We start from the raw sequence: 20,381 nt of genomic DNA on the forward strand, positions 1-20,381 counted from the left end.
CGACTGGCTCCCCTTGATTTTCAACGGTTTCCTGAGACGCGCCGCCCGTCGACGCTATCCGCGAAATGCGCGAGCAGGCCGGTATTGCGGGCAGCCGCCGGCGCGGAGCCCTCGTGACCGATGACGGCGTCTTCACGCACACGACAAGGTATCACCTGACATCACAGATACCCTGATCGACGCGGCAGACGACGTCTTGCGAGCGATCCTGCGACGCCCATCGTTTGAGCGACACAGTCTTTCATGGCCCTGGTGGTGGCGGGGCCGTTTCCTTGCGTGGACCAGAAAAGTGGAAAACCCGGACTTAGGTCTGGCGCGTTCACGCAAAGGTCCTAGCGGCGTTGCTCGTGCCCAATTCACCGGCCATCCTCACTTAGCGCCAACCCCGAATCGGACAGCCTTCCGTCATTGGCGCCAGTGATCCCAGAGCGCACGCCCCATACGCTCTGGGGTCCACCCCAGATGGGCCCTACCGCGCACTCACACCAGCACTATTGCGCCTAGCGGCCTCAAAGGAGGACCTAACATGACTGAAAACATCCGCCGCCATATGGAGCCCAGTGAAATTCCCACCTTCGTAGACGAGGTGATTGAATCCGGGTGCGACATCACCGCCGTGGGGCACGACAGCTACGTGATTGGGGATGCAGGCGAACAGGATAGCGCGATCGAGGCGCTTGACCGCATTCAAGAGAAGTACGGCAACCCCGATCCCCTGAAGCTGGAGATTGTGAATTACCTCTGGTCGGTTGGGCGATTTTTGGAGCTTGCGTCAGAGAACAGCCGGCACTAGTGGGCGAGGAGCGGCGACGAGGCCTATTCATCGCGGTGGAGAAAGGACGTCCAAAGCCCTTCGAGGATTGTCAGGGCGTGATACAGCGCGAGAAGACCGAGTACCGCGCTGACGGCCAAAAACCCAAAACCGACGATCCACACGCAGCCTTCCGTCGTGCAGGGATCATTGTTTTCGAGGTGCCACCACGCCGCCGGTACAAGCACCAGAACGGCCAGGATGATCGCCAATCTGTATCTGGTCGGCAAGGGGCTGCGCTCCATCACGGGGTCTCGTAGGAGAAGACCTCAACTAATTCCATCGGAAGGCAGCCAAATTGCCTCATCCGCGATGTATGATACCGCGGACCAGCAACAGGAAGACAACCCAGGCGCGCAAGCCTATGCGCTGGCCGACCAGATGGAAAGGCCGCTGTTGGCCCATTCATGTGCGGACGATGCTTCCTGGCTGCCCAAAGTCCGGCAACAGGCGCATAATCTCGCTCCATCCAAGCGATCAAGCGGAGGACGGCTCATGTTCGATGCTGGCAGAAAGACGGATGCTGAGTATGCGATCGAGTACATCCAGGAAAACCCGGAAGCCGGTCTTTGTTGCGAGGATCGGCACTGGTGGATTACGCCGAATGCGAACGAGACCGATCAGCAGGTCCTGTTCCTCGACGCCTCAGAAGCGGAACGACTGAAAGACGATGCACGCCTTCAAATCGTGCCCGACATCGCCCATCCGGGCCGGGCTCTCTGGATCATGCGGAAGATGACGTAGGCGACCGCTGGCCGCGCTAGAGCAGGCCGCGCCTCGCCAGATTGCGCATCAACGACGCCGCGCCGAAGCTCCAGGGCGCGCATTCGGTCGAAAGCCTGACGGTGTTGGTCAACCGGCCGAGTTCGGCGTTGGCGATCGTCACCACGTCGCCGAGCCTGTGGGTAAAGCCCTGCCCCGGTTCGTCGCGGTCTTCGACAGGGGCAAAGAGCGTGCCCATGAACAGCATCACGCCATCGGGATATTGGTGGTGCGGGCCGATGGTCTGGGCGACGAGATCGAGCGGGTCGCGGCTGATTTCCGTCATCGAACTCCGGCCCGTGAGACGGTAGCCGTCCTCGCCTTCGACGACCAGGGTGAGCTCGGCTTTGCGCACATTGTCGATCGTGTAGGTTTCGTCGAGGAGACGGATGAAGGGGCCGATGGCGCAGGAGGCGTTGTTGTCCTTGGCCTTCCCGAGAAGCAGCGCGGAGCGGCCCTCGATGTCGCGCAGGTTGACGTCGTTGCCGAGGGTGGCGCCTTTGACCTGGCCGCTCGATGAAACTGCGAGCACAATCTCCGGCTCCGGATTGTTCCAGCGCGAGGCGGGGTGCAGGCCGACATCGGCGCCGGGACCCACCGCCGAGAGCACCTGGGCCTTGGTGAAGACTTCGGCATCCGGGCCGATGCCCACCTCCAGATATTGCGACCACACGCCCTCCTCCTGGAGCGCTGCCTTGACGCGGGCTGCTTCTTGAGATCCGGGCTTCAGGTTGCGCAGGCTGTCGCCGATGACGGCAGTGACGCGGCTGCGGATCGCTTCGGCCCGGGACGCATCGCCCGCCGCCCGCTCCTCGATGACGCGCTCGATCATCGAACGCGCGAAGGTTACCCCGCAGGCCTTCACCGCCTGCAGGTCGCAGGGCGCGATGAGATGCAGGATCGATGCGCCGGCCTTTTGCTCGATACACGCGTCAAGCGGGGCGAGACGCGCGCCGGACACGGAGCGCAAATACGCAACCGGATCCGGCAGCTCAAGCAGGTCGCGCACGGTCGGCGTCTCTTTCGAGGTGATGTCGACGAGAGCGCCGTCGCGGATCGTGACAAGCGACGGCCCGCCAAGATCGGGGCGCCAGACGCGGCCGACAAAAGTGCCCTTGCTAAACGCTGTATCGCTCATGCCGCCTCATCCTCCATGCGCGCTCTATTTCTTGCAGCCGAAACCATGGCTGTAAAGCCGACGGCCGCGCGCAAACGTCCCTTGGGTTGTAACGACCGGAACATTGCAAATTTTCACGCGTTTACGGTTATGTCACGCGCCCTCCGGGCGCCCTTGTCGCTTCGCGACGGCGCGAAATCCGCTGCCCACGGCTGCCCGGGAAGGTTCAGGAGCAGCCGCCTGAGGCCAGGAGGACGCCAAGAAAAGGATGAACGCAATGAACCAGCACGAAGAGTTCAAGGACAAGCCGGTGATCGATCCCGTGACCGGGCAGCCTCTGCCGCAGACGCCAACGCCGATGAGCGATGTGCCTCCGGCCCGTTCGCGCAGCAACTGGCCGATCGTCATCATCCTGCTCGCCGGCCTGGTGCTGGCGCTGATCGCATGGTTGCCGGCTGAACTGAGCCGCGATACGGCCAATACCGCAGCGCCGCCGCCGACAACGGATCAGCCGGCGACCGGCCAGGCAACGCCGGATACGACGGCACCGGGTACCGCGACACCGGGCACGACGAACCAGGCAACGCCTCCTGCGGATAACAGCGCGGCACCTTCCGGCGCAACGACCACCCAGCCGGCACCCGAATCGACGCCGCAGCCGGCACCGAAGACGCAGGGCTCGACGCCGAACTCTACACCCGGTACCACGCCCAGCATGACCCAGCCGGCACAGTAACGGCTAGCTGACGCCAATGGCTGGAGGGATTTCCGCTGGCCCTTGGCGGTCAAGACAGTCGCTCAGGTTCGCTTGATCGATGCCGCGATCATGGCGTCCCAGCCGGCGGCGGCGCAGTCGGCGATCGCCAGCAAGGTTTCTCGCGTCGCCCCGTCGCGGGCTTCGATCGACATGCCGTGCTGGAGCGAGGCGACATAGGCCGCGATTGACGCGCACGGCGTGCCCTCGGGCAGATCGCCCTCCGCAACAGCGCGCACGAAGCGCTGCTCCAACGCGACCTGCTTCTCAAGCCGGCGCAGCTTTAACGCCTCGCAGACCTCCGCATCCCCACCCGCCATCTGCGGCGCCGAGAGCACGACCATGCAGCCGCGCGGTTCGCCGCCGCGGGTGAAATTGTCGGCGGTTCGTCTCAAGAGGTCATGTACCGCTGCCTTGGCAGTCGGCATCGTTTCCAACTCATCCCAGATGCCGGCGCCGTCTGTCCGGCCATAGAGATCGACCGCCTCGATGAAGAGCTGCGCCTTGCTGCCGAAGGCGGCGTAGAGGCTTGGCGGCTTCAACCCCATCGCCTGGGTCAGATCGGTCAGCGACGTGTTGTCGTAGCCCTTGTCCCAGAAAAGCTGCATGGCGCTCGCGAGCGCCTCCTCTCGGGAAAAATTGCGTGGACGGCCGCGGGACATGGAGGCAACTTCCTTTCTGTATCGATCAATACATAAGTCGCTTGACAGCGGCTGGCAAGTCGTCTCTCCATATATGTATCGATCACTACAAATATGGAGAGACCTGTGACGAGTTTGAAAAACAAGGTGGCCCTGGTAACGGGCGGCAGCCGCGGCATCGGCGCGGCGATCGCAAGGCGCCTGGCGGATGAAGGCGCAACCGTTGCGGTGACCTACAGCCAGTCCAAGGAGAAGGCCGAGGCGCTGGTGGCGGAAATCACCAAGGCCGGCGGCAGCGCACTGGCGATCCAGGCGAACAACCGCGACCCGGGCGCGGTCGAGGTCGCTGTCGGCACGGTTGCCGAGAAACACGGCCGCATCGACATCCTCGTCAACAATGCCGGCGTGTTCGATGCAGGAACGGTGACGGAGGTGACCGCGGAGGATTTTGACCGGACGATCGACATCAACGTGAAGGCGGTGTTTCTGGCGACACGCGCCGCAGCCGCCCATATGCCAGAGGGCGGACGCGTCGTCTCGATCGGCAGCAACCTCGCCGCCCGCGTTCCCTGGCCGGGCATGAGCCTCTATGTGCTCAGCAAGAGCGCCCTTATCGGATTTACAAAGGCGGTGGCGCGCGACCTCGGGCCAAGAGGGATTACCGTGAATGTCGTCCATCCCGGCTCGACGGATACGGACATGAACCCTGCCGATGGTGAACACGCTGGTCCGCAGCGTGGGCTGATGGCGATCCCACGCTTCAACGAGGCAAGTGACGTCGCGGGCGTGGTCGCCTGGCTTGTAGGCCCTGACGGCCGCAGCGTCACCGGCGCCGAGTTCACCATCGATGGCGGCACCAACGCCTGAGACGATCTGCCAGAAAATGAAACGGCCGGAAACGATGCTTCCGGCCTTTTCACCTACTTGATCTTGAGGTGATGCATGTGCTTCAGGCCAGGAAGCGCTCGGGGCGATAGGGCGCGATATCGATGACCGTCTTTTCTCCGGTCATGGCTTCCGCCAGTGCCCGGCCGGTCACCGGACCGAGCGTCATGCCGTGATGCGCATGGCCAAAGGCAAGCCACAGGCCCTCGTGGCGCGGCGCCTTGCCGATAACAGGCATCATGTCCGGCGTGCAGGGACGCGCGCCCATCCACGGTTCCTCGTCGCGGCGTTCGGCAAGCGGGAAGAACTCACGCGCCACCCGCTCGGCTCGCGTCAATTGCACCGGCGTCTTCGGTGCGTCGCGCCAGGCAAATTCGGCACCGGTCGTGAGCCGGACACCACGCAGCATCGGCGCCAGGAAGTAACCCCTCTCGGCGTCGAGCACCCAGTTGTTGAGCTTAGCGCCCTCCTGCATGCCATAATGCATGTGGTAGCCGCGCTTGACTGCGAGCGGGAAATGATAGCCGAGCTTGCGGGTAACCGTGTCGGCCCAGGGACCGAGCGCCACGACGACCTCACGGGTTTCCAGCGGCCCCTCCGGTGTGGCGACGCGCCAGCCGGGACCTTCGAGCACATGTTCCGTCGTGGCGGCATCGCCGGAAACCAACCGTCCGCCGAGCGACTGGAAATAGGCAAGGTAGGCTTTGTTGAGGCTGTGCGGGTCACGGATCGACCAGGGGTCGCTCCAGCGCAGGCCACCGACGAGATCGGCCCGGATCGACGGTTCGATCGTCTTCAGTTCGCTGGTCGAGAGCTTCTGGTGGTTGACGCCGAAGCCGGCCGAGAGCTTTTCCGCTTCCTTGTAGGCGGCATCCCGTTGCTTCTCCGTGCGGAACACCTTCATCCAGCCGTCCTTGCAGATCAACTCACCCGCGCCGGACGCCTCGATCAGGTCCTGGTGCTCGGTGATCGAGTGCTCGATCAGCGGCGCATAGAGATGGGCGATGCGCTGGTGTTGGGTAAATCCGGAGTGCCACCAGTAGCGCGCCAGGAACGGCACCAGTCCTGGCAGGGCACGGAAGTGGTAGTGGGCGTCGATGGTATTGTTCAATGCGTAGCGAAACAGCGCGCCGAAATCATGCGGGAAGCCATAGGGAAACACACCCTCGCGCTGGATCAGACCGGCGTTGCCATAGGAAGTTTCCTCACCGGCGCCGCGGCGGTCGAGAAGCACCACCGATTTGCCGCGCCGCGCCAGATGGATGGCGGTGGAAATGCCGACGATGCCGGCGCCGAGAACCACTACGTCAGTCTTCATATGCGGCTGCCCCGTTTTCCGATCAAGACAAGCCGCGGCTTCGCTCAAGCCACGGCGCCAAACGTCACTTCTTCTTCAGCGCATTCATGATCTGCTCGAGATAGCCGAGCAGTACGGCGGAGACGACGAAGGCGAGATGCATGATCGTCGCCCACATCAATTGTTCGCTCGAATATTGCTGCGTGTTCAGGAAGATCTGCAGCAGATGGATCGAAGAGATGGCGACGATCGAAGAGGCTACCTTGATCTTGAGGCTGCCGGCATCGAGCTTGCCAAGGAACGACACCTCGGCATCGCCCTCGTCAAAGCGGCTGACGAAATTCTCGTAGCCGGAAATCATCACCATGACGATCAGGCTCGCGACCAGCGCGGCGTCAATCAGCCCGAGCATCGCCAGGATCATCTGGGCATCATCGTAGACGAAGACCATGCTCGCGATTTTCAGGAACTTGTAGATGAAGGAGACGCCGTAAAGCGCAAGTGCCGCGACAAGACCGAGATAGAAAATGACGAGGAGCCAGCGGCTGGAGAGGATGATCCGCTCGACGAGCAGTTCCAGCGATTTCATGATGTTCGGTATCCTCAAGGCAAAAGCTGCGATTTCGGCATCAATAGCCAAGCGGACCTGCAAGGGCAAGCAAGACGACGCCTCGCGCCGAAGCAAGAAGGGCGACGTTGCCGCCGCCCGTGTCGAACCATTTAGGTTTGCGACCGCTCCTGTCAGCCTCGACGCACGAGACCAGCGACCAGCGAAATCACCAGGAAGGCGAGAAAGAGGAAGAAAAGGATCTGGGCGATACCCGCGGACGTACCCGCAATGCCGCCAAAGCCAAGTACACCCGCTATGATTGCCACAACGAGGAAGACAAGCGCATAGTATAACATAGCAATTCTCCTTGCCTGCATTACTGCAAAGCAAACGCCACAACTATCACTTTGTTCCAAATTGCGTATGAGACGCGACCGGCGAGATTCTTCATTTCCACGGACCGGTAAGGAATTATTTGCCACGATAGACAAAAGAGTCCCGAATCGGGACGATTTGTACCGGAAACGCCCGGAACCTTCGCGATACTCTGACGTTCTTCCCCCATGGAATACGCAGGGTCGAAATGAAGATGCCGACAGCACATATCTGGAAAACTGCGGTTGAGGCGGGCCGGGAGCGAACGGATCTCCCGGATGGAAATCTTCACATCGGTAAGACGATGCGCGATCTTTACGTCAACAATGGCGAGGGCCAGAGCTCGAAACTCGAGTATCTTCTCGAAGAACTTCGCCGGCGCGAACAGATGGCACAGAAGAAATAGCCAAAATCCGCAAAACAATTGAAAAGCCGCCGCGGCCAAGGCCGGGCGGCTTTTCTTGTTCGAACGTCTTCTTTATTTGGTCGACACTTCGCACGGGCCGGACGTTACACTCTGTCCTGTTGCCAGGCTTCCCTAGCGCCGCGACATCCACTCATCGATCTGACGCTCAGCTTCGTCACGAGCGACGCCGTAGCGGGCCTGAATACGGCCAGCGAGTTCCTGCCGGCGACCATCGATGACGTCGAGGTCGTCATTGGTGAGCTTGCCCCATTGCGCCTGGACCTTGCCTTTCAGTTCGTGCCATTTGCCTTCGACGATATCCCAATTCATTGTTTTGCCTTTCGGTTGGTGGGGCCGCCACACACGGGCGGTCAGTAAACTCAGTTGCGGATGTTCGCATCGCCGTCGTGGCGCGCGGCGACGGCGTAGCTGCCGTCGTCGGCCTGCACCTTGACCTGCAAACGGCCCGGAGGGGTGACGTGCCATTCAATGGTCGCGTCCTCGACAAACAGAGCCGGGTCGACCTCGGCGCAGGCACCATAGGCGTGCTTGAAGGCCCCGGCGGTCGCCTCGATCGCCGGCGAAAGCAATTCGCGGCATTCGTCGACGGTCTCGAACGCCTCGGTCGGCGCCGGCACTTCGCGGCAAGCGTCTGTGGCCTGCATGCAACCGACCAGGACCATGATGGCAGCGATATGTTCCATGGGCATGCTCCCCAACATCAAACTCGAGAACGGCAAACGGAGACGCATGCCCTCGTGTTCCGCCGGCCGAGATCAAATTTTTGTTGGAACCTTTTGCCCGGGCAATGCGTTCGCTGCGCCCTAATTCACTCTTTTGGGCGCGGACGAACGTCCCCGCTGCAGCCGTCACCGCCGCGCCAGGGTGTGATCATTCAACACAACTGCCGCCGAGAGATGCAATGCCCGAGCGGCGGCTATGGAACAAAACGCCGCAGTCGTCGTTTTCGCAACGATAACAAGTGCTGCGACTGCGGCGGAGCGATGGAGGATACGCTGGGAGGCAAGGACACACCACACCGAGCTCGCTCATTGCGAGCAAGTCAAAGCTGGCCAATGACGCGGCACGGGGTGCGACAGATGCCTCATTGTCGTCATTCTGTTCGTCATCAGTCCCGGCAAATCAAATTTCGAGCAACCGATTCTACGTTCAACAGAGCAACCTTCAGATAGGAACGCGTCATGAAAAAGATACTGATCGTAGCAAGCCTCATTCTCCCGCTCGCCGCCTGCACGCAAACAGAAAAGGGTGCAGCAATCGGCGCAACCGGTGGCGCCATCATCGGCGGCGCAGCAACGGGCAATGTCAGAGGTGCAGCCGTGGGTGCCGCGATCGGCGGTGTCGCCGGTGCTCTCATCGGCCACGCCAACGAGCCGGGCCGCTGCATCTATCGCGACCGCTACGGTCGCCGCTATGAGGCCGCCTGCTGATCGGCACGAACAAGAGAGAAACGGGCCAAGGCCCGTTTCTCTCGTTAAAGCTAACACAGCTCAGGACGCGCGCTCAGCCGTCGCCGCTTCCGCCTTATCCAGCTTTTCAAGAAGATCGATGAAGAGGTCAGGAACAGGCTCCTGTTCCAAGGCCTGGTAGAGCGCCTTCAATCTGGCGCCGATCAGCCCACGGGCATCCGAGCCTTCGGCGACCGCATCCAATCCCCTGCCCGGCCCATCCCCTCTTTCGATCCCGTCATCCATGTTGCATCCACCGCCGCTTGCCGTCTTCCCGTTGATGTCCACCCACCCGCACAGAAGACCGCATCGCGAGTTAGCCGAATTTGCTCTAGGCTGAAAAACGTGTTCAAAACCATTCACGTATTCAGCCGGATCTCCCCTATCCTCAGAAAACAAACGAATCGTATTGCACCTAAGGAAGTCGTTGATGTCCCTTTCGACCCGGATCGCGCCACACCTGCCCTTTCTGCGCCGCTACGCCCGCGCCGTCACCGGTTCGCAGGCTGCAGGCGACGGATATGTGGCCGCCGTCCTCGAGGCTCTCATCGAAGACATCAACCTCTTTCCGGATACGTCGAATGACCGAATCAGCCTCTACAAGCTATTCTGCTCGCAGTTCGAGAAGATTTCGATCGATCGAACCGAAAACGCCTCGCCTTTCGCCTGGGAACAACAGGCGGCTGCCAACCTCTCGCTGATCGCCCCTGCCCCGCGCCAGGCTTTCCTGCTCGTTTCCGTCGAAGGCTTCTCGATCGCCGATGCAGCGGAGATCATGGGGCTGAGCCAGGGCGAGTTCTCGAAGCTGCTGACGATCGCGTCCGAAGATATCTCGCGCCAGGTTGCAACCGACGTTCTGATCATCGAGGACGAGCCGCTGATCGCGCTCGACATCGAAGACATGGTGATAAGCCTCGGCCACCGGGTCACCGGTATCGCCCGCACCCATACGGAGGCGCTGGATCTCTATCGCAAGACATCGCCGAAGATGGTGCTCGCCGATATCCAGCTTGCCGATGGCAGCTCGGGCATCGATGCCGTCAACGAGATCCTCACCCAGGCGGCGGTGCCGGTAATCTTCATCACCGCCTTCCCTGAACGGCTGCTCACCGGCAAGCGGCCGGAACCAGCCTTTCTCGTCACCAAGCCGTTCAATCCCGACATGGTGAAAGCTCTGATCAGCCAGGCCCTGTTCTTCGACGAGCACGCACGGTCGGCCCGGCGCTGATTTCTCCTTAGACCTGCCTATCCGGGGAGCTGGCGTTCCGGTGGCTGCTCGCCGATCTCTTCGACGATCGCCAGCACGATGAGCGAGAGCGGTAGTGCCAGCATGGCGCCGACCGCGCCCCACATCCAGGTCCAGAAGACAATGGCAATGAACACGAGGAACGGGTTCACCTCGAGCTCGTTGCCGAGGACGGCTGGAATCGCGAGGTTCTCCATCGCAAGGTGAACGACGAAGAAGGCTAGGGCCGGTGCCAATGCCAGCCACAGGACCTCATGTGTCATCAGCCCTGCCACGAGTAGGCTGAGCGTCATGACCGTCACGCCGAGATAGGGAATGAAGCTCGATACGAAGGCAAACAGGCCCCAGAGCGGCGGCATGGCAAGACCGCCCACGAGCGCAATGATCATGGTCACCGTTCCGAGCGCCAGATAGATCAGGCTGGCGATGGAGAAGTAACGCGCGAGCGCATCCTCTATGCCGTTCATGATGCGGATGGCGCTCAGCCGCCGCTCACGACTGGCGAAAGCGAGAATCACGGCCTTGCGTAGTTGCAGTCGGCCGAGCAGAAACAAACCGAGCGCCGCCAGGAAAATCAGGGTCTGCACGAGGGCCGGCGTTAGCCCCGCTGCGGTGGTGGCGAGCATGGGGCCGGCATTCTTCATGACGGTTTCGGCAATCGCATCGTTGCCGACGCCGCGCGCCACTGCCAGCCGCAACCATTCATACCGCTCGATAAACGGCATGACGCGTGCAACGACGCTTTCGGCAAGCTTCGGAGCCTCGGAGGCAAGCGCCGTCAAGGGGCCGAGCAGCGCATCCACGAGCCAGGACAGACCGGTGACAAAAATCATCGCCAGAAGAAGGCCACCGAAAATCGGAGGAAGGCCGTAACGCGCCAGTCCGTCGGCCGTTCGCCCGAGAACGATGCCGACAACGATCGCGAGCGTGATCGGCAGCAGGATCGTCTCCATGGCGTAGACCGCGGCGCACGCCGCTATCACGAAGAGGCCGATAATGCTCCAGGCGACCATGAGGTCGATACCGTCGCGACGCGGTTCCGTCGACGGCGCCGCGGTCGCGACCGCCGCCTCCTCTTCGACGACGCGCCTGGCACGTTTTCTCTCATAGGAGGCACCGGTTCGCCGCAATGTGTCCACGATCACTCCTCGCTTTCCTTCGGTCAGGCCAGCTCGAAATGCATCCGCGTTTCCGGACGAGAGATTGGGGCGCCGGGGCGGTTGCTCCGGTTGCGAATGCGATACACCGCTTGGATCATGCTCGATCAATGTCGTTCGGGCGGAAAGACGTGCAGCGTGAGCGACAGCAGGCCGAGCCCCAGTATGATCACGAGCAAGGTATGAGCGACCCCCGCGGCCGTGTACGGAACGAGACCGAAGCCGATCAGGACGACTGCGAAAAGAAGGACACAGACCCTTGGCAGCCAATAGAGCATAGACAGTCCTCCCAATTGAGTTGGCCCGATTTTTCGGCCGGTTTCTTGGATCGGACAATTAACGTGCGGGCTGGTCGATTGGTTCCCGCGCGCGCTCCTGCAGCACAACGAAAAACGCCGCCGGACAGGAGCCGGCGGCGCAGAAAGAAAGCGACGGGTAAACCCGTACCGCAGGCCTTAGGCGGCAGCGGCAACGACGATGACTTCGACGAGGTATTCCGGGGTCGCGAGCTTGGCTTCGCCGGTGGCGCGGGCCGGGGTGTGGCCCTGCGGTGCCCAGGCGTCCCAGACCGAGTTCATCTTCGGGAAGTCGGCCATGTCGGCGAGCCAGATGGTGGCCGAGAGGATGCGGGTCTTGTCGGTGCCTGCGAGCGCCAGCAGACGGTCGACTTCGGCAAGCGCCTGCTTGGTCTGCGTCACGACATCGTCACCGGCATTGCCGACCTGGCCGGCGAGGTAGACGGTGTTGTTGTAGACCACGGCCTGGCTCATACGGGGGCCGGTTTCGAAACGCTTGATTTCCATGATCGTGTTCCTGAGGTTGGGCCGAACGGTCGTCGGCCGAAAAAGCGGCTGCCCGCCGCCCAGAGGCGAGAAGTGAAGGCGGCGCGACACCTCTACACTATCGCGCCCGCAAGTCAAAGAAGCCGGGCAGTGGCTGCCCGGCTTCCATTTTTTCATTTGAGAGACGAAGGGATCAGGCCGCCTGCTTCTTGGCGAGGCGGGCCTTGATGCTCTCCACGTCCGCACGCGGCGTCGCCGCAAACAGCGTCTTGGTATAGCTGTGCTTCGGATCCGCAAAGACCTCGTCGCGGCTGCCATATTCGACGGCTTCGCCGAAATACATCACCATGACGTCGTCGGCGATGTAGCGCACGACCGAGAGGTCGTGGCTGATGAAGACGTAGGTCAGCTTGAACTCGTCCTGCAGGTCGGCGAGCAGGTTCAAGACCTGTGCCTGAACCGACAGGTCGAGTGCCGATACCGGCTCGTCCAGCACCAGCAGCTTCGGGTTCAGCATCAGCGCGCGCGCAATGGCGATACGCTGGCGCTGGCCGCCGGAGAACATGTGCGGATAGCGGTTGAAGTGCAGTTCGGTGAGACCGACCTTCTTCAGCATCGCCATTGCCCGCTCCCGACGCTCGTCGGCCGGCGTGTTGGTGTTGATCACCAACGGCTCCATCAGGATGTCGCCGATCTTCTGGCGCGGATTGAGCGAACCGTAGGGGTTCTGGAAGACGATCTGCACCTTGCGGCGCATCTCCGAGGTCATGTCGCCCTTGGCGATGTCGATCTTCTTGCCTTCGATCAAAAGATCGCCCGACGTCGCCGGATCGATCAGGGTGAGAATACGGCCAAGGGTTGACTTGCCGCAGCCGCTCTCGCCGACGATCGCCAGCGTCTTGCCCTGTTCGACGCTGAAGCTCACGCCCTTCAGCGCGTGAACCGTCTTCGCCTTCTTCATGAGGCCGCCGGGGATATGGTAGTCGCGCACCAGATTGCGCGCTTCGAGGATCACGCTCATTGGGCCGCTCCTTCGTCCACGAAGAGTTCCGAGATCGTCGGTAGACGATCGCCGGTCGCATTGTCAGGCAAGGCCGCCAGAAGTGCGCGCGTGTAGTTGCTCTTCGGGTTTTCGAAGAGCGTCAGCACGTCGGCCTCTTCCATCTTGCGGCCCTTGTACTGCACGACCACCCGGTCGGCGGTTTCCGCAACCACGCCCATGTTGTGCGTGATCATGATCAGGCCCATCTTGTGCTCGGCCTGCAGCTTCATCAGCAGGTCGAGGATCTGCTTCTGGATCGTCACGTCGAGCGCGGTGGTCGGCTCGTCGGCGATGAGAAGCTTCGGATTGCAGGCGATCGCGATCGCGATCATCACGCGCTGGCACTGGCCGCCCGACATCTGGTGCGGGAAATGGCTGAGCCGCTCGGCCGGATCCGGGATGCCGACCGCTTCGAAGAGTTCGATCGCGCGCTTGCGGCGACCGGCCTTGTCGAGACCCATATGGATGCGCAGCACTTCCTCGATCTGGAAGCCGACGGTGAAACACGGGTTAAGGCTGGCAATCGGCTCCTGGAAGATCATGGCAATGTCCTTGCCGACGATCTTGCGCCGCTCATTGGCCGACATGCCAAGCAGGTCGCGACCGTTGAAGGTGAGCTTGTCGGCGGTGACCTTTGCCGTCCAGGGCAAAAGGCCCATGGCGGCCAGCATCGACACGGACTTGCCCGAGCCGCTCTCGCCGACGATTGCCAGAACCTCGCCTTCGTGAACCTTCATCGAGACGCCGTTGACGGCACGGAAGGGACCGGAGGCCGTCTGGAATTCGACGACCAGGTTTTCGATTTCGAGAAGCGCCATGATCAGGACCTCTTCAGCTTGGGATCGAGCGCATCGCGCAGGCCATCACCCATCAGGTTGATCGCCAGCACCGTGATCAGGATCGCGATACCCGGAAGCGTGACCACCCACCAATGGCTGCTGATGAACTCGCGGGCTTCGGCGAGCATCGTGCCCCATTCCGGTGTCGGCGGCTGAGCACCCATGCCGAGGAAGCCGAGGGCTGCAGCGTCGAGGATCGCGCTCGAGAAGGAAAGCGTCGCCTGGACGATCAGCGGCGCCATGCAGTTCGGCAGGATCGTCTTGAACATCAGGCGGCCGTGGCCGGCACCGGCAACCTTGGCGGCGACGACGTAGTCACGGGTCTTTTCGCTCATGACGGCAGCGCGGGTCAGGCGCACGAAGTGCGGCTGGAAGACGAGCGCGATCGCGATCATGGCGTTGACCAGGCCCGGGCCGAGAACCGCCACCAGCACCAGGGCGAGCAGCAGCGACGGGAAGGCGAGGATGATGTCCATCACGCGCATGATGACGGTGTCGACCCAGCCACGGAAGTAGCCGGCGATGACGCCGAGCGCGATGCCGCCGACGAGCGACAGGGTCGTGACGATGACACCGACGAACAGCGAGAAGCGCGTGCCGTAGATCAGGCGGGACAGCATGTCACGGCCGACGGCGTCGGTGCCGAGAAGGAAGCCGGCGCGGCCGCCCTCCTGCCAGATCGGCGGGACCAGAACCGCATCACGGTACTGCGCCACCGGATCATGGGGTGCGACCCACGGCGCAAAGATCGCCAGCAGGACGAGGAGCAGGAAGAACACGAGGCCGATGACGGCGCCGCGGTTCTCGGAGAAATAATACCAGAATTCGGCCAAACGCGCCCGGCGGGACGGATCGGTCGAAACGGTGCTTGTTGCAGCAGCTTGAGACATGACGCCCTCCTTAGTGCCGGATGCGCGGATTGATGAGACCGTAGAGCAGGTCAACGATCAGGTTGACCAGCATGATCACCGCGGCGATGACCAGGAGGCCACCCTGGATAACGGCGTAGTCGCGACGCGACACCGAATCCACCATCCACTTGCCGATGCCCGGCCAGGAGAAGATCGTTTCGGTCAGGATCGCACCGGCGAGCATGACACCCACCTGCAGGCCGATGGTCGTGACCACCGGGATCATCGCATTGCGCAGCGCATGGACGCCGACGACCCGGAAGGTCGAAAGCCCCTTGGCACGTGCCGTGCGCACGTAATCTTCGGAGAGGACTTCCAGCATCGCCGAGCGTGTCTGGCGCGCGATGACCGCAAGCGGAATGGTGCCGAGAACGATCGTCGGAAGGATCAGGTGACTGACCGCCGACTTGAACGCGCCCGCCTGACCCGACAACAGCGAGTCCACCAGCATGAAGCCCGTGACCGGCGGGAAGAAGTACATCAGCGAGATGCGACCCGAGACCGGCGTCCACTGCAGCATGCCGGAAACCAGCATGATCAGCAGCAGGCCCCACCAGAAGATCGGCATGGAGAAGCCGACGAGAGCGGTTCCCATCATCGCCTGGTCGACGGCCGAACCGCGCTTGATCGCAGCGATGACGCCGGCAGGAATGCCGAGGATGACCGCAAACAGGATCGCGCAGAGCGAAAGCTCGACGGTCGCCGGGAACAGATCGAAGAACTGGTCGATGACCGGCTTCTTGGTCACGATCGAGGTGCCGAAATCACCATGGAGCACGCCCCAGAGGTAATCGAGGTATTGCACCACGATCGGCCGGTCGAAGCCGAGTGCGTGTGAGATTTCCGCATGTCGCTCCGGCGACATGACGCGCTCGCCCGAAAGCAGCGCGACCGGATCGCCCGGAAGAAGGCGAATGAAGGAGAAGGCGATGATGGAGACCCCGACGAAAGTCGGAATCAGGACAGCCAGTCGCCCCAAGAGAAATCGGAACATTTTAAACCCCGCGCCATGTTGCCGCGGCATTGTATCCCGCCGCTGGCACCACTGCATGCTTTCCCACTCAACGGCGAAGCGTGCAGCAAGTCGAAATGCCACAGCGACCTTTTGCGCTCCAGATGGAGCTCGGGTCGCTATAGTGGATGCAAAGAGGGGCGCTTGCCTTCGGCAAACGCCCCCTTAAGGATCAGTTAACTAAATTACTCGGTGATGTCCACGCCGTCGAAGGCAAAATCACCAAGCGGGCTCTGAACGAAGCCCTCGACGTTCTTGCGCATCGGTACGACCGAGAGCGAGTGGTCGATCGTCGCCCACGGCGCTTCGCGCTTGAAGACGACCTGCGCCTCTTCGTAGAGCTTGGTGCGCTCTGCGGGGTCAGAGGTTTCCTTCGCCTTCTTCACGAGAGCGTCGAATTCCGGGTTGCACCACTGTGCACGGTTGTTGCCGCCGACAGCGTTGCAGCCGAGAAGCGTGTCGAGGAAGTTGTCCGGGTCGCCGTTGTCGCCGGTCCAGCCGAGGATGACGGCACCGTCACGATCCTTGGCCTTGGACTTGTCGAGGTATTCGGCCCATTCGTAGGAGACGATCTCGACCTTGACGCCGATCTTGGCGAAGTCCGACTGCATCAGTTCAGCTGCACGGCGAGCGTTCAGCATGTACGGACGCGATACCGGCATTGCCCAGAGCTTCATCGACAGGTCCTTGACGCCTGCGTCTTCAAGCATCTTCTTGGCGACTTCAGGCTCGTAGGTGTCGTCTTCGATCTTGTCGTTGTAGGACCACATCGTCGGCGGGATCGGATTGACGGCCGGCTGGGCTGCGCCCTGGAAGACGGCATCGACGATTGCCTGCTTGTTGATCGCCTTGTTCAGCGCCTTGCGCACTTCCGGCTTGTCGAACGGAGCCTGGGTCGTGTTGTAGGCGAGGTAGGAGACGTTGAGGCCAGCCTGTTCCATGACCTTCAGGTTCGGGTCAGCCTTCATCTTCGAGACGTCGGCAGCGTTCGGGAACGGCATCAGGTGGCATTCGCCGGCCTGCAGCTTCTGGTAGCGGACCGAAGCGTCGGTGGTGATTGCGAAGACGAGGTCGTCGATCTTCTGCTTGCCACCCCAGTAATCCGGGTTTGCCTTGTAGCGGATGACCGCGTCCTGCTGGTAGGCGACAAAAGCAAACGGACCGGTGCCGAGCGGCATCTGGTTCATCTGTTCCATCTTGCCGTCGGCCTGCAGCTTGTCGGCGTATTCCTTCGACAGGATCGAAGCGAACGGCATCGCGATGTTGGCGAGGAACGGAGCTTCCTTGCGCGTCAGGGTGAACTTGACCGTCAGGTCGTCAACCTTCTCGACCGACTTGATGACTTCCGGGAAGCCCATGCCGGCGGCATATTCCCACGAAGTGCCGGTGATGTACTTGTTCCACGGGTTATCAGCCTTCAGCTGGCGCTCATAAGAGAACACCACGTCATCGGCGGTGAGCTCGCGGGTCGGCGTGAAGAACTCGGTCGTCTGGAACTTGACGCCCGGACGCAGCTTGAAAGTGTACACAAGACCGTCGTCGGAGATGGTCCAGCTCTCGGCGAGGCCCGGCTCGACTTCGGTCGTGCCCTTCTTGAACTCGAGCAGGCGGTTGTAGACCGTGTGCGCAGCCGCGTCGAACGTCGTGCCGGCGGTGTACAGGCCCGGGTCAAAACCCTCAGGCGAACCTTCCGAGCAATAGACGAACGTCTTCGACCAAGCAGAGCCGGCCATCAGCGTGGCAAGCGCCGTCGCTGCAAAGAGAGTAGTGAGCTTTTTCATGAGCTTTGCTTCCCAGATTTGTTTTTGTTCTCGTGTTTTCCTGACGCGGAATGCCGTTGCCCCCCGGTCAAGGCCGGATGGAACGACATTTGGCGTCGCATTGCAATAAGTCGCCGCATAAATTTGTCTATGCGAAAAATTCACCCGCAAGTAGAGCCGGGATATCTGTCCACTGTTTTAGAATTGCCTGACGAATCAATGCGCCGTAACAGGTTCGAACGAAGCCTTCCCGGCTGCTTCCGCTAGGTTTGTCACGCGCCCTGTCAGTGCCTCCAGCGGGGCTTCGATCGCCCCGGATGCCCGTTCACATTCTAGCGCGAATGACCGGCTGGAGAAATATGTGAACATTGACCGCACGGGCCCCGCGATTCGGCCCCGACAGGTTTCCGTCAATCCCAAGATACTATGGTAGAAATCACCATCGGGATTGTGCAATAAAGTGTATACAAAATTCGGGGGAGACAATCGACGTGCCCAGACGTCCTTGGGAGGGACCGGCAGCCGCCTTTCGCAATTCGCCGTCTTCCGGCTGGTGCGCCGAGGGACGGGTATGACCTTTGCTGCCAGCAATGCCGGCGCCGATCTTGGCCGGTTGATCGCTCCGGTGTGTCGGATAGACTGCCGCGCGACGACAGGGGGATAGCCATTCCGTGGCGGCTTTGCTGGAAAATCACAGGCGGTACGATCTTCGCGACGAGCTCGAGAAAGCGCTGAACCGCGTCGACTTCTTTCGCATCTTCCACACCATGGCGCTCCGGTTCGGCTTCAGCCATTTCGGCATTCTGCAGCTCGGCAACGAGAACGACGCCTGCATGCTTTCCACCCGTCTGGTGCTGCATGACCTCCCGTCGGGGCTTGCCGAGGAATACGACAAGCGCCACCGCTTCGGTGACTCGCTTTTCTACAAGGCGCTGCACAGGTCGGCGATTTCCTCCGTCTGGCGGACGGACGACCCTGGGTTCGGCAACGGCCAGAATTTGCTCGTGCAACTTGGCTTCGATCTGCTTCTCAGCGTGCCCGTGCACGCAGCCGCGACCGGCGCGCGCTACGCCGTGCTCTTTCTCGGCGATGGCGACGACATTGGCCGCGCCGAACATGTCGAAGTTGCCTACGACGCGGTCTCAGCCTTCGACTATTTCCACCGCATCGCGCTGGCAAACAAGGCCGGAATGGGCCTGACGCCGCGCGAGACCGAAATCCTCAAATGGATCTCGCACGGCAAGACGGCAAGCGAGATCGCCCTCATCGTTTCCGTGTCGGAGCACACAGTGAATTCTCACACCGCGACGATCCTGAAGAAACTCGACGTCGTCAATCGCACGCAGATGGTGGCGAAAGCGATCCGGGAACAGATCATCCAGTGACAGCCGATGCGTGGCATCCCATGATGCCACGCCCAATGAACAGGACGCCTGCAAATCAGCAAGGGTATCGGTCATGACGCGAAAAGCTCACATCCTGCTCGTTGACGACGATCCGACGGAGAACCTGATCCTGCGTGCGCTGATCCGCAAGGTGAGCAACGTCGAGATCGAGCTGCACTATTGCCAGACGATGGAAGGCGCGCTTGCGTTCTTGCGCTCGGGCAAGCCGGTGTCGATGATCCTGCTGGACAACCGCCTTCAGCCGCAACTCGATTTCCGCGAGACGGTACCGGCGCTCCGGCATCAGGGCTACATCGGACCGATCGGGGTGATTTCAGGGTCGCTGGCCGATCCCTATTTTCAGAATCTGGAGGAATACGGCGCCGATTTCCGTATCGACAAGGCGGAAATCGACCCGACCGCGATCGATTTCATATTGCGGGAATATCTGCCGCAGGCGTGAGACCCAGCGATCTCCGCTACAGCGCCGCGCGACTTATCAGACACGCAAAAGTCGCTGTAGCACTTTGATTTGCGGCATGCCTTTGTCCTTAAATCGAGGTCGCTTTAAGGGGACATGCAGTCGTTCCGGGATTGTCAGGCGGCAGTCGTCTGCGGACGCTTGGTCTCTTCGAGGCCGAGGAGGAAGTTGATCTGCGGACGCGCCTTGACGAGGTCGTCGATCGTGTAGCCTTGAAGCACTTCGAAGAAGGCGTTGAGCGCCTTGCGGAGCGCCGCGTTCAAGCCGCAGCTGTCGACGAGCGGACAATCGATTTCACCCGCCTCAAAGCACTCAGCCATCGCGAAGCTGTCTTCCGTGACCCTGACGACATCAAACAGCGTGATGGCCGATGCCGGCTTCGGGAGACGTACGCCACCGTTGCGGCCACGAACCGTTTCGACCAGGCCAGCCTTGGTCAGCGGCTGCAAAATCTTGAAGAGAAACAACTCCGAAACGCCGTAGGCCCTGGCGATTTCGGGAATGCGGCTGAGCTTTTCTCCGTTGGCGGCGCAGTACATCAACATGCGAACCGCGTAGTTCGTTTGCTTCGTCAGACGCATCATTCACTCCGGCATCGAGAGGTTCACGAGTTCATCATATAGGACGGATCGTAGTTTGGAACAATTCCAAAAAGCTCGAAAAATCACTTCTTCTTGAGCATTAACCGTTTCCCGATTG

General features: G+C 61.4%; 27 protein-coding genes. 9 read left to right on the top strand and 18 right to left on the bottom strand.

Going from position 1 to position 20,381, the window contains the following annotated elements; all coding sequences use genetic code 11:
• Nucleotides 1-526 precede the first annotated feature (526 nt).
• On the top strand, nt 527-793 hold the full coding sequence (locus AB4Z53_RS01940; RefSeq protein WP_291149327.1) for a hypothetical protein: 267 nt from the start codon (nt 527-529) through the stop codon (nt 791-793).
• Nucleotides 794-816: 23 nt separating this feature from the next.
• Here the strand turns inward: AB4Z53_RS01940 and AB4Z53_RS01945 are convergent, their stop codons facing one another.
• Entirely contained in the window at nt 817-1,023 is a 207-nt protein-coding gene (locus AB4Z53_RS01945; RefSeq protein ID WP_113536345.1) for a hypothetical protein, read from the bottom strand.
• Between AB4Z53_RS01945 and AB4Z53_RS01950 the strand changes: the two genes are divergently transcribed.
• Complete coding sequence (locus tag AB4Z53_RS01950; protein ID WP_441594397.1) at nt 1,013-1,555, top strand: hypothetical protein; 543 nt, start codon at nt 1,013-1,015, stop codon at nt 1,553-1,555. The genes AB4Z53_RS01945 and AB4Z53_RS01950 overlap by 11 nt on opposite strands.
• 16 nt (nt 1,556-1,571) lie before the next feature.
• Here AB4Z53_RS01950 and AB4Z53_RS01955 read toward each other — a convergent pair whose 3' ends face one another.
• Nucleotides 1,572-2,711: a fumarylacetoacetate hydrolase family protein gene (locus AB4Z53_RS01955; RefSeq protein ID WP_441594399.1), complete on the bottom strand. Its 1,140-nt coding sequence runs from the start codon at nt 2,709-2,711 to the stop codon at nt 1,572-1,574.
• Nucleotides 2,712-2,967: 256 nt separating this feature from the next.
• On the opposite strand from AB4Z53_RS01955, the gene AB4Z53_RS01960 reads away from it, so the two are divergent.
• Nucleotides 2,968-3,426: a hypothetical protein gene (locus AB4Z53_RS01960; RefSeq protein WP_441594401.1), complete on the top strand. Its 459-nt coding sequence runs from the start codon at nt 2,968-2,970 to the stop codon at nt 3,424-3,426.
• 62 nt (nt 3,427-3,488) lie between these two features.
• Here the strand turns inward: AB4Z53_RS01960 and AB4Z53_RS01965 are convergent, their stop codons facing one another.
• Nucleotides 3,489-4,106 (bottom strand): TetR/AcrR family transcriptional regulator, encoded by a 618-nt coding sequence (locus AB4Z53_RS01965; protein WP_113536348.1) that lies wholly within the window; start codon nt 4,104-4,106, stop codon nt 3,489-3,491.
• A gap of 93 nt (nt 4,107-4,199) precedes the next feature.
• On the opposite strand from AB4Z53_RS01965, the gene AB4Z53_RS01970 reads away from it, so the two are divergent.
• On the top strand, nt 4,200-4,952 hold the full coding sequence (locus AB4Z53_RS01970) for an SDR family NAD(P)-dependent oxidoreductase (protein ID WP_441594403.1): 753 nt from the start codon (nt 4,200-4,202) through the stop codon (nt 4,950-4,952).
• An 82-nt stretch (nt 4,953-5,034) separates the two neighbouring features.
• Here the strand turns inward: AB4Z53_RS01970 and AB4Z53_RS01975 are convergent, their stop codons facing one another.
• The 3 genes from AB4Z53_RS01975 to AB4Z53_RS01985 all read right to left on the bottom strand — a co-directional run bounded on the left by AB4Z53_RS01975 (nt 5,035) and on the right by AB4Z53_RS01985 (nt 7,173).
• Nucleotides 5,035-6,288: an NAD(P)/FAD-dependent oxidoreductase gene (locus tag AB4Z53_RS01975; protein ID WP_441594405.1), complete on the bottom strand. Its 1,254-nt coding sequence runs from the start codon at nt 6,286-6,288 to the stop codon at nt 5,035-5,037.
• Nucleotides 6,289-6,352: 64 nt separating this feature from the next.
• On the bottom strand, nt 6,353-6,856 hold the full coding sequence (locus tag AB4Z53_RS01980; RefSeq protein WP_113536351.1) for a TIGR00645 family protein: 504 nt from the start codon (nt 6,854-6,856) through the stop codon (nt 6,353-6,355).
• 152 nt (nt 6,857-7,008) lie between these two features.
• Nucleotides 7,009-7,173, bottom strand: a complete 165-nt coding sequence (locus AB4Z53_RS01985; RefSeq protein WP_113536352.1) for a DUF1328 domain-containing protein — start codon at nt 7,171-7,173, stop codon at nt 7,009-7,011.
• 233 nt (nt 7,174-7,406) lie between these two features.
• Here AB4Z53_RS01985 and AB4Z53_RS01990 point away from each other — a divergent pair, with 233 nt between their 5' ends.
• Complete coding sequence (locus tag AB4Z53_RS01990) at nt 7,407-7,598, top strand: hypothetical protein (protein ID WP_291149310.1); 192 nt, start codon at nt 7,407-7,409, stop codon at nt 7,596-7,598.
• Between the two features lie 132 nt (nt 7,599-7,730).
• On the opposite strand, the gene AB4Z53_RS01995 is transcribed toward AB4Z53_RS01990, so the two are convergent.
• Complete coding sequence (locus AB4Z53_RS01995) at nt 7,731-7,928, bottom strand: CsbD family protein (protein WP_057250941.1); 198 nt, start codon at nt 7,926-7,928, stop codon at nt 7,731-7,733.
• A 50-nt stretch (nt 7,929-7,978) separates the two neighbouring features.
• A complete protein-coding gene (locus AB4Z53_RS02000; RefSeq protein ID WP_291149305.1) occupies nt 7,979-8,302 on the bottom strand; it encodes a hypothetical protein in 324 nt (107 codons plus the stop codon).
• 498 nt (nt 8,303-8,800) lie between these two features.
• Here AB4Z53_RS02000 and AB4Z53_RS02005 point away from each other — a divergent pair, with 498 nt between their 5' ends.
• On the top strand, nt 8,801-9,049 hold the full coding sequence (locus AB4Z53_RS02005) for a glycine zipper domain-containing protein (protein ID WP_113536355.1): 249 nt from the start codon (nt 8,801-8,803) through the stop codon (nt 9,047-9,049).
• A gap of 60 nt (nt 9,050-9,109) precedes the next feature.
• Here AB4Z53_RS02005 and AB4Z53_RS02010 read toward each other — a convergent pair whose 3' ends face one another.
• Nucleotides 9,110-9,313, bottom strand: coding sequence for a NepR family anti-sigma factor (locus tag AB4Z53_RS02010; RefSeq protein WP_441594409.1), 204 nt, complete (start codon nt 9,311-9,313; stop codon nt 9,110-9,112).
• Nucleotides 9,314-9,497: 184 nt separating this feature from the next.
• On the opposite strand from AB4Z53_RS02010, the gene AB4Z53_RS02015 reads away from it, so the two are divergent.
• Nucleotides 9,498-10,295 carry a response regulator gene (locus AB4Z53_RS02015; RefSeq protein ID WP_441594411.1) on the top strand — a complete coding sequence of 266 codons (798 nt, stop codon included), beginning with the start codon at nt 9,498-9,500 and terminating at the stop codon, nt 10,293-10,295.
• A 17-nt stretch (nt 10,296-10,312) separates the two neighbouring features.
• On the opposite strand, the gene AB4Z53_RS02020 is transcribed toward AB4Z53_RS02015, so the two are convergent.
• The 8 genes from AB4Z53_RS02020 to AB4Z53_RS02055 form a co-directional block, all read right to left on the bottom strand.
• On the bottom strand, nt 10,313-11,452 hold the full coding sequence (locus AB4Z53_RS02020) for an AI-2E family transporter (RefSeq protein WP_441595216.1): 1,140 nt from the start codon (nt 11,450-11,452) through the stop codon (nt 10,313-10,315).
• A 125-nt stretch (nt 11,453-11,577) separates the two neighbouring features.
• Nucleotides 11,578-11,748, bottom strand: coding sequence for a hypothetical protein (locus AB4Z53_RS02025; RefSeq protein WP_223726471.1), 171 nt, complete (start codon nt 11,746-11,748; stop codon nt 11,578-11,580).
• Between the two features lie 177 nt (nt 11,749-11,925).
• Nucleotides 11,926-12,273, bottom strand: coding sequence for a RidA family protein (locus AB4Z53_RS02030; RefSeq protein WP_060516475.1), 348 nt, complete (start codon nt 12,271-12,273; stop codon nt 11,926-11,928).
• A 172-nt stretch (nt 12,274-12,445) separates the two neighbouring features.
• Nucleotides 12,446-13,273: an ABC transporter ATP-binding protein gene (locus tag AB4Z53_RS02035; protein WP_113536360.1), complete on the bottom strand. Its 828-nt coding sequence runs from the start codon at nt 13,271-13,273 to the stop codon at nt 12,446-12,448.
• Nucleotides 13,270-14,112: an ABC transporter ATP-binding protein gene (locus tag AB4Z53_RS02040; protein ID WP_113536361.1), complete on the bottom strand. Its 843-nt coding sequence runs from the start codon at nt 14,110-14,112 to the stop codon at nt 13,270-13,272. The genes AB4Z53_RS02035 and AB4Z53_RS02040 overlap by 4 nt, the downstream gene beginning before the upstream one ends.
• Before the next feature lie 2 nt (nt 14,113-14,114).
• Nucleotides 14,115-15,023, bottom strand: a complete 909-nt coding sequence (locus AB4Z53_RS02045; protein WP_113536362.1) for an ABC transporter permease subunit — start codon at nt 15,021-15,023, stop codon at nt 14,115-14,117.
• Nucleotides 15,024-15,033: 10 nt separating this feature from the next.
• A complete protein-coding gene (locus AB4Z53_RS02050) occupies nt 15,034-16,038 on the bottom strand; it encodes an ABC transporter permease subunit (protein WP_077962292.1) in 1,005 nt (334 codons plus the stop codon).
• 203 nt (nt 16,039-16,241) lie between these two features.
• Nucleotides 16,242-17,837, bottom strand: coding sequence for an ABC transporter substrate-binding protein (locus AB4Z53_RS02055; RefSeq protein WP_441594414.1), 1,596 nt, complete (start codon nt 17,835-17,837; stop codon nt 16,242-16,244).
• A 650-nt stretch (nt 17,838-18,487) separates the two neighbouring features.
• Here AB4Z53_RS02055 and AB4Z53_RS02060 point away from each other — a divergent pair.
• Nucleotides 18,488-19,201, top strand: coding sequence for a helix-turn-helix transcriptional regulator (locus tag AB4Z53_RS02060; RefSeq protein ID WP_441594415.1), 714 nt, complete (start codon nt 18,488-18,490; stop codon nt 19,199-19,201).
• 73 nt (nt 19,202-19,274) lie between these two features.
• Entirely contained in the window at nt 19,275-19,664 is a 390-nt protein-coding gene (locus AB4Z53_RS02065) for a response regulator (protein WP_113536365.1), read from the top strand.
• A 134-nt stretch (nt 19,665-19,798) separates the two neighbouring features.
• Here AB4Z53_RS02065 and rirA read toward each other — a convergent pair whose 3' ends face one another.
• Nucleotides 19,799-20,263 carry an iron-responsive transcriptional regulator RirA gene (gene rirA / locus AB4Z53_RS02070; protein WP_113536750.1) on the bottom strand — a complete coding sequence of 155 codons (465 nt, stop codon included), beginning with the start codon at nt 20,261-20,263 and terminating at the stop codon, nt 19,799-19,801.
• Nucleotides 20,264-20,381: the final 118 nt, after the last annotated feature.

The sequence above is a fragment of the Ensifer sp. 2TAB8 genome, assembly GCF_052115125.1.
In the GTDB taxonomy this organism is placed as follows: Bacteria; Pseudomonadota; Alphaproteobacteria; order Rhizobiales; family Rhizobiaceae; genus Ensifer.

Bases quoted from the DNA above. Each gene is read 5' to 3' on its own strand.
- AB4Z53_RS02035 (WP_113536360.1), bottom strand. From the start codon at position 13,273: ATGAGCGTGATCCTCGAAGCGCGCAATCTGGTGCGCGACTACCATATC.
- AB4Z53_RS01955 (WP_441594399.1), bottom strand. From the start codon at position 2,711: ATGAGCGATACAGCGTTTAGCAAGGGCACTTTTGTCGGCCGCGTCTGG.
- AB4Z53_RS02015 (WP_441594411.1), top strand. From the start codon at position 9,498: ATGTCCCTTTCGACCCGGATCGCGCCACACCTGCCCTTTCTGCGCCGC.
- rirA (WP_113536750.1), bottom strand. From the start codon at position 20,263: ATGCGTCTGACGAAGCAAACGAACTACGCGGTTCGCATGTTGATGTAC.
- AB4Z53_RS01965 (WP_113536348.1), bottom strand. From the start codon at position 4,106: ATGTCCCGCGGCCGTCCACGCAATTTTTCCCGAGAGGAGGCGCTCGCG.
- AB4Z53_RS02050 (WP_077962292.1), bottom strand. From the start codon at position 16,038: ATGTTCCGATTTCTCTTGGGGCGACTGGCTGTCCTGATTCCGACTTTC.
- AB4Z53_RS01960 (WP_441594401.1), top strand. From the start codon at position 2,968: ATGAACCAGCACGAAGAGTTCAAGGACAAGCCGGTGATCGATCCCGTG.
- AB4Z53_RS02040 (WP_113536361.1), bottom strand. From the start codon at position 14,112: ATGGCGCTTCTCGAAATCGAAAACCTGGTCGTCGAATTCCAGACGGCC.
- AB4Z53_RS02030 (WP_060516475.1), bottom strand. From the start codon at position 12,273: ATGGAAATCAAGCGTTTCGAAACCGGCCCCCGTATGAGCCAGGCCGTG.
- AB4Z53_RS02065 (WP_113536365.1), top strand. From the start codon at position 19,275: ATGACGCGAAAAGCTCACATCCTGCTCGTTGACGACGATCCGACGGAG.
- AB4Z53_RS01980 (WP_113536351.1), bottom strand. From the start codon at position 6,856: ATGAAATCGCTGGAACTGCTCGTCGAGCGGATCATCCTCTCCAGCCGC.
- AB4Z53_RS02055 (WP_441594414.1), bottom strand. From the start codon at position 17,837: ATGAAAAAGCTCACTACTCTCTTTGCAGCGACGGCGCTTGCCACGCTG.
- AB4Z53_RS01950 (WP_441594397.1), top strand. From the start codon at position 1,013: ATGATCGCCAATCTGTATCTGGTCGGCAAGGGGCTGCGCTCCATCACG.
- AB4Z53_RS01975 (WP_441594405.1), bottom strand. From the start codon at position 6,288: ATGAAGACTGACGTAGTGGTTCTCGGCGCCGGCATCGTCGGCATTTCC.
- AB4Z53_RS01985 (WP_113536352.1), bottom strand. From the start codon at position 7,173: ATGTTATACTATGCGCTTGTCTTCCTCGTTGTGGCAATCATAGCGGGT.
- AB4Z53_RS01995 (WP_057250941.1), bottom strand. From the start codon at position 7,928: ATGAATTGGGATATCGTCGAAGGCAAATGGCACGAACTGAAAGGCAAG.
- AB4Z53_RS01990 (WP_291149310.1), top strand. From the start codon at position 7,407: ATGCCGACAGCACATATCTGGAAAACTGCGGTTGAGGCGGGCCGGGAG.
- AB4Z53_RS02025 (WP_223726471.1), bottom strand. From the start codon at position 11,748: ATGCTCTATTGGCTGCCAAGGGTCTGTGTCCTTCTTTTCGCAGTCGTC.
- AB4Z53_RS02000 (WP_291149305.1), bottom strand. From the start codon at position 8,302: ATGGAACATATCGCTGCCATCATGGTCCTGGTCGGTTGCATGCAGGCC.
- AB4Z53_RS02045 (WP_113536362.1), bottom strand. From the start codon at position 15,023: ATGTCTCAAGCTGCTGCAACAAGCACCGTTTCGACCGATCCGTCCCGC.
- AB4Z53_RS02005 (WP_113536355.1), top strand. From the start codon at position 8,801: ATGAAAAAGATACTGATCGTAGCAAGCCTCATTCTCCCGCTCGCCGCC.
- AB4Z53_RS01970 (WP_441594403.1), top strand. From the start codon at position 4,200: ATGGAGAGACCTGTGACGAGTTTGAAAAACAAGGTGGCCCTGGTAACG.
- AB4Z53_RS02010 (WP_441594409.1), bottom strand. From the start codon at position 9,313: ATGGATGACGGGATCGAAAGAGGGGATGGGCCGGGCAGGGGATTGGAT.
- AB4Z53_RS01940 (WP_291149327.1), top strand. From the start codon at position 527: ATGACTGAAAACATCCGCCGCCATATGGAGCCCAGTGAAATTCCCACC.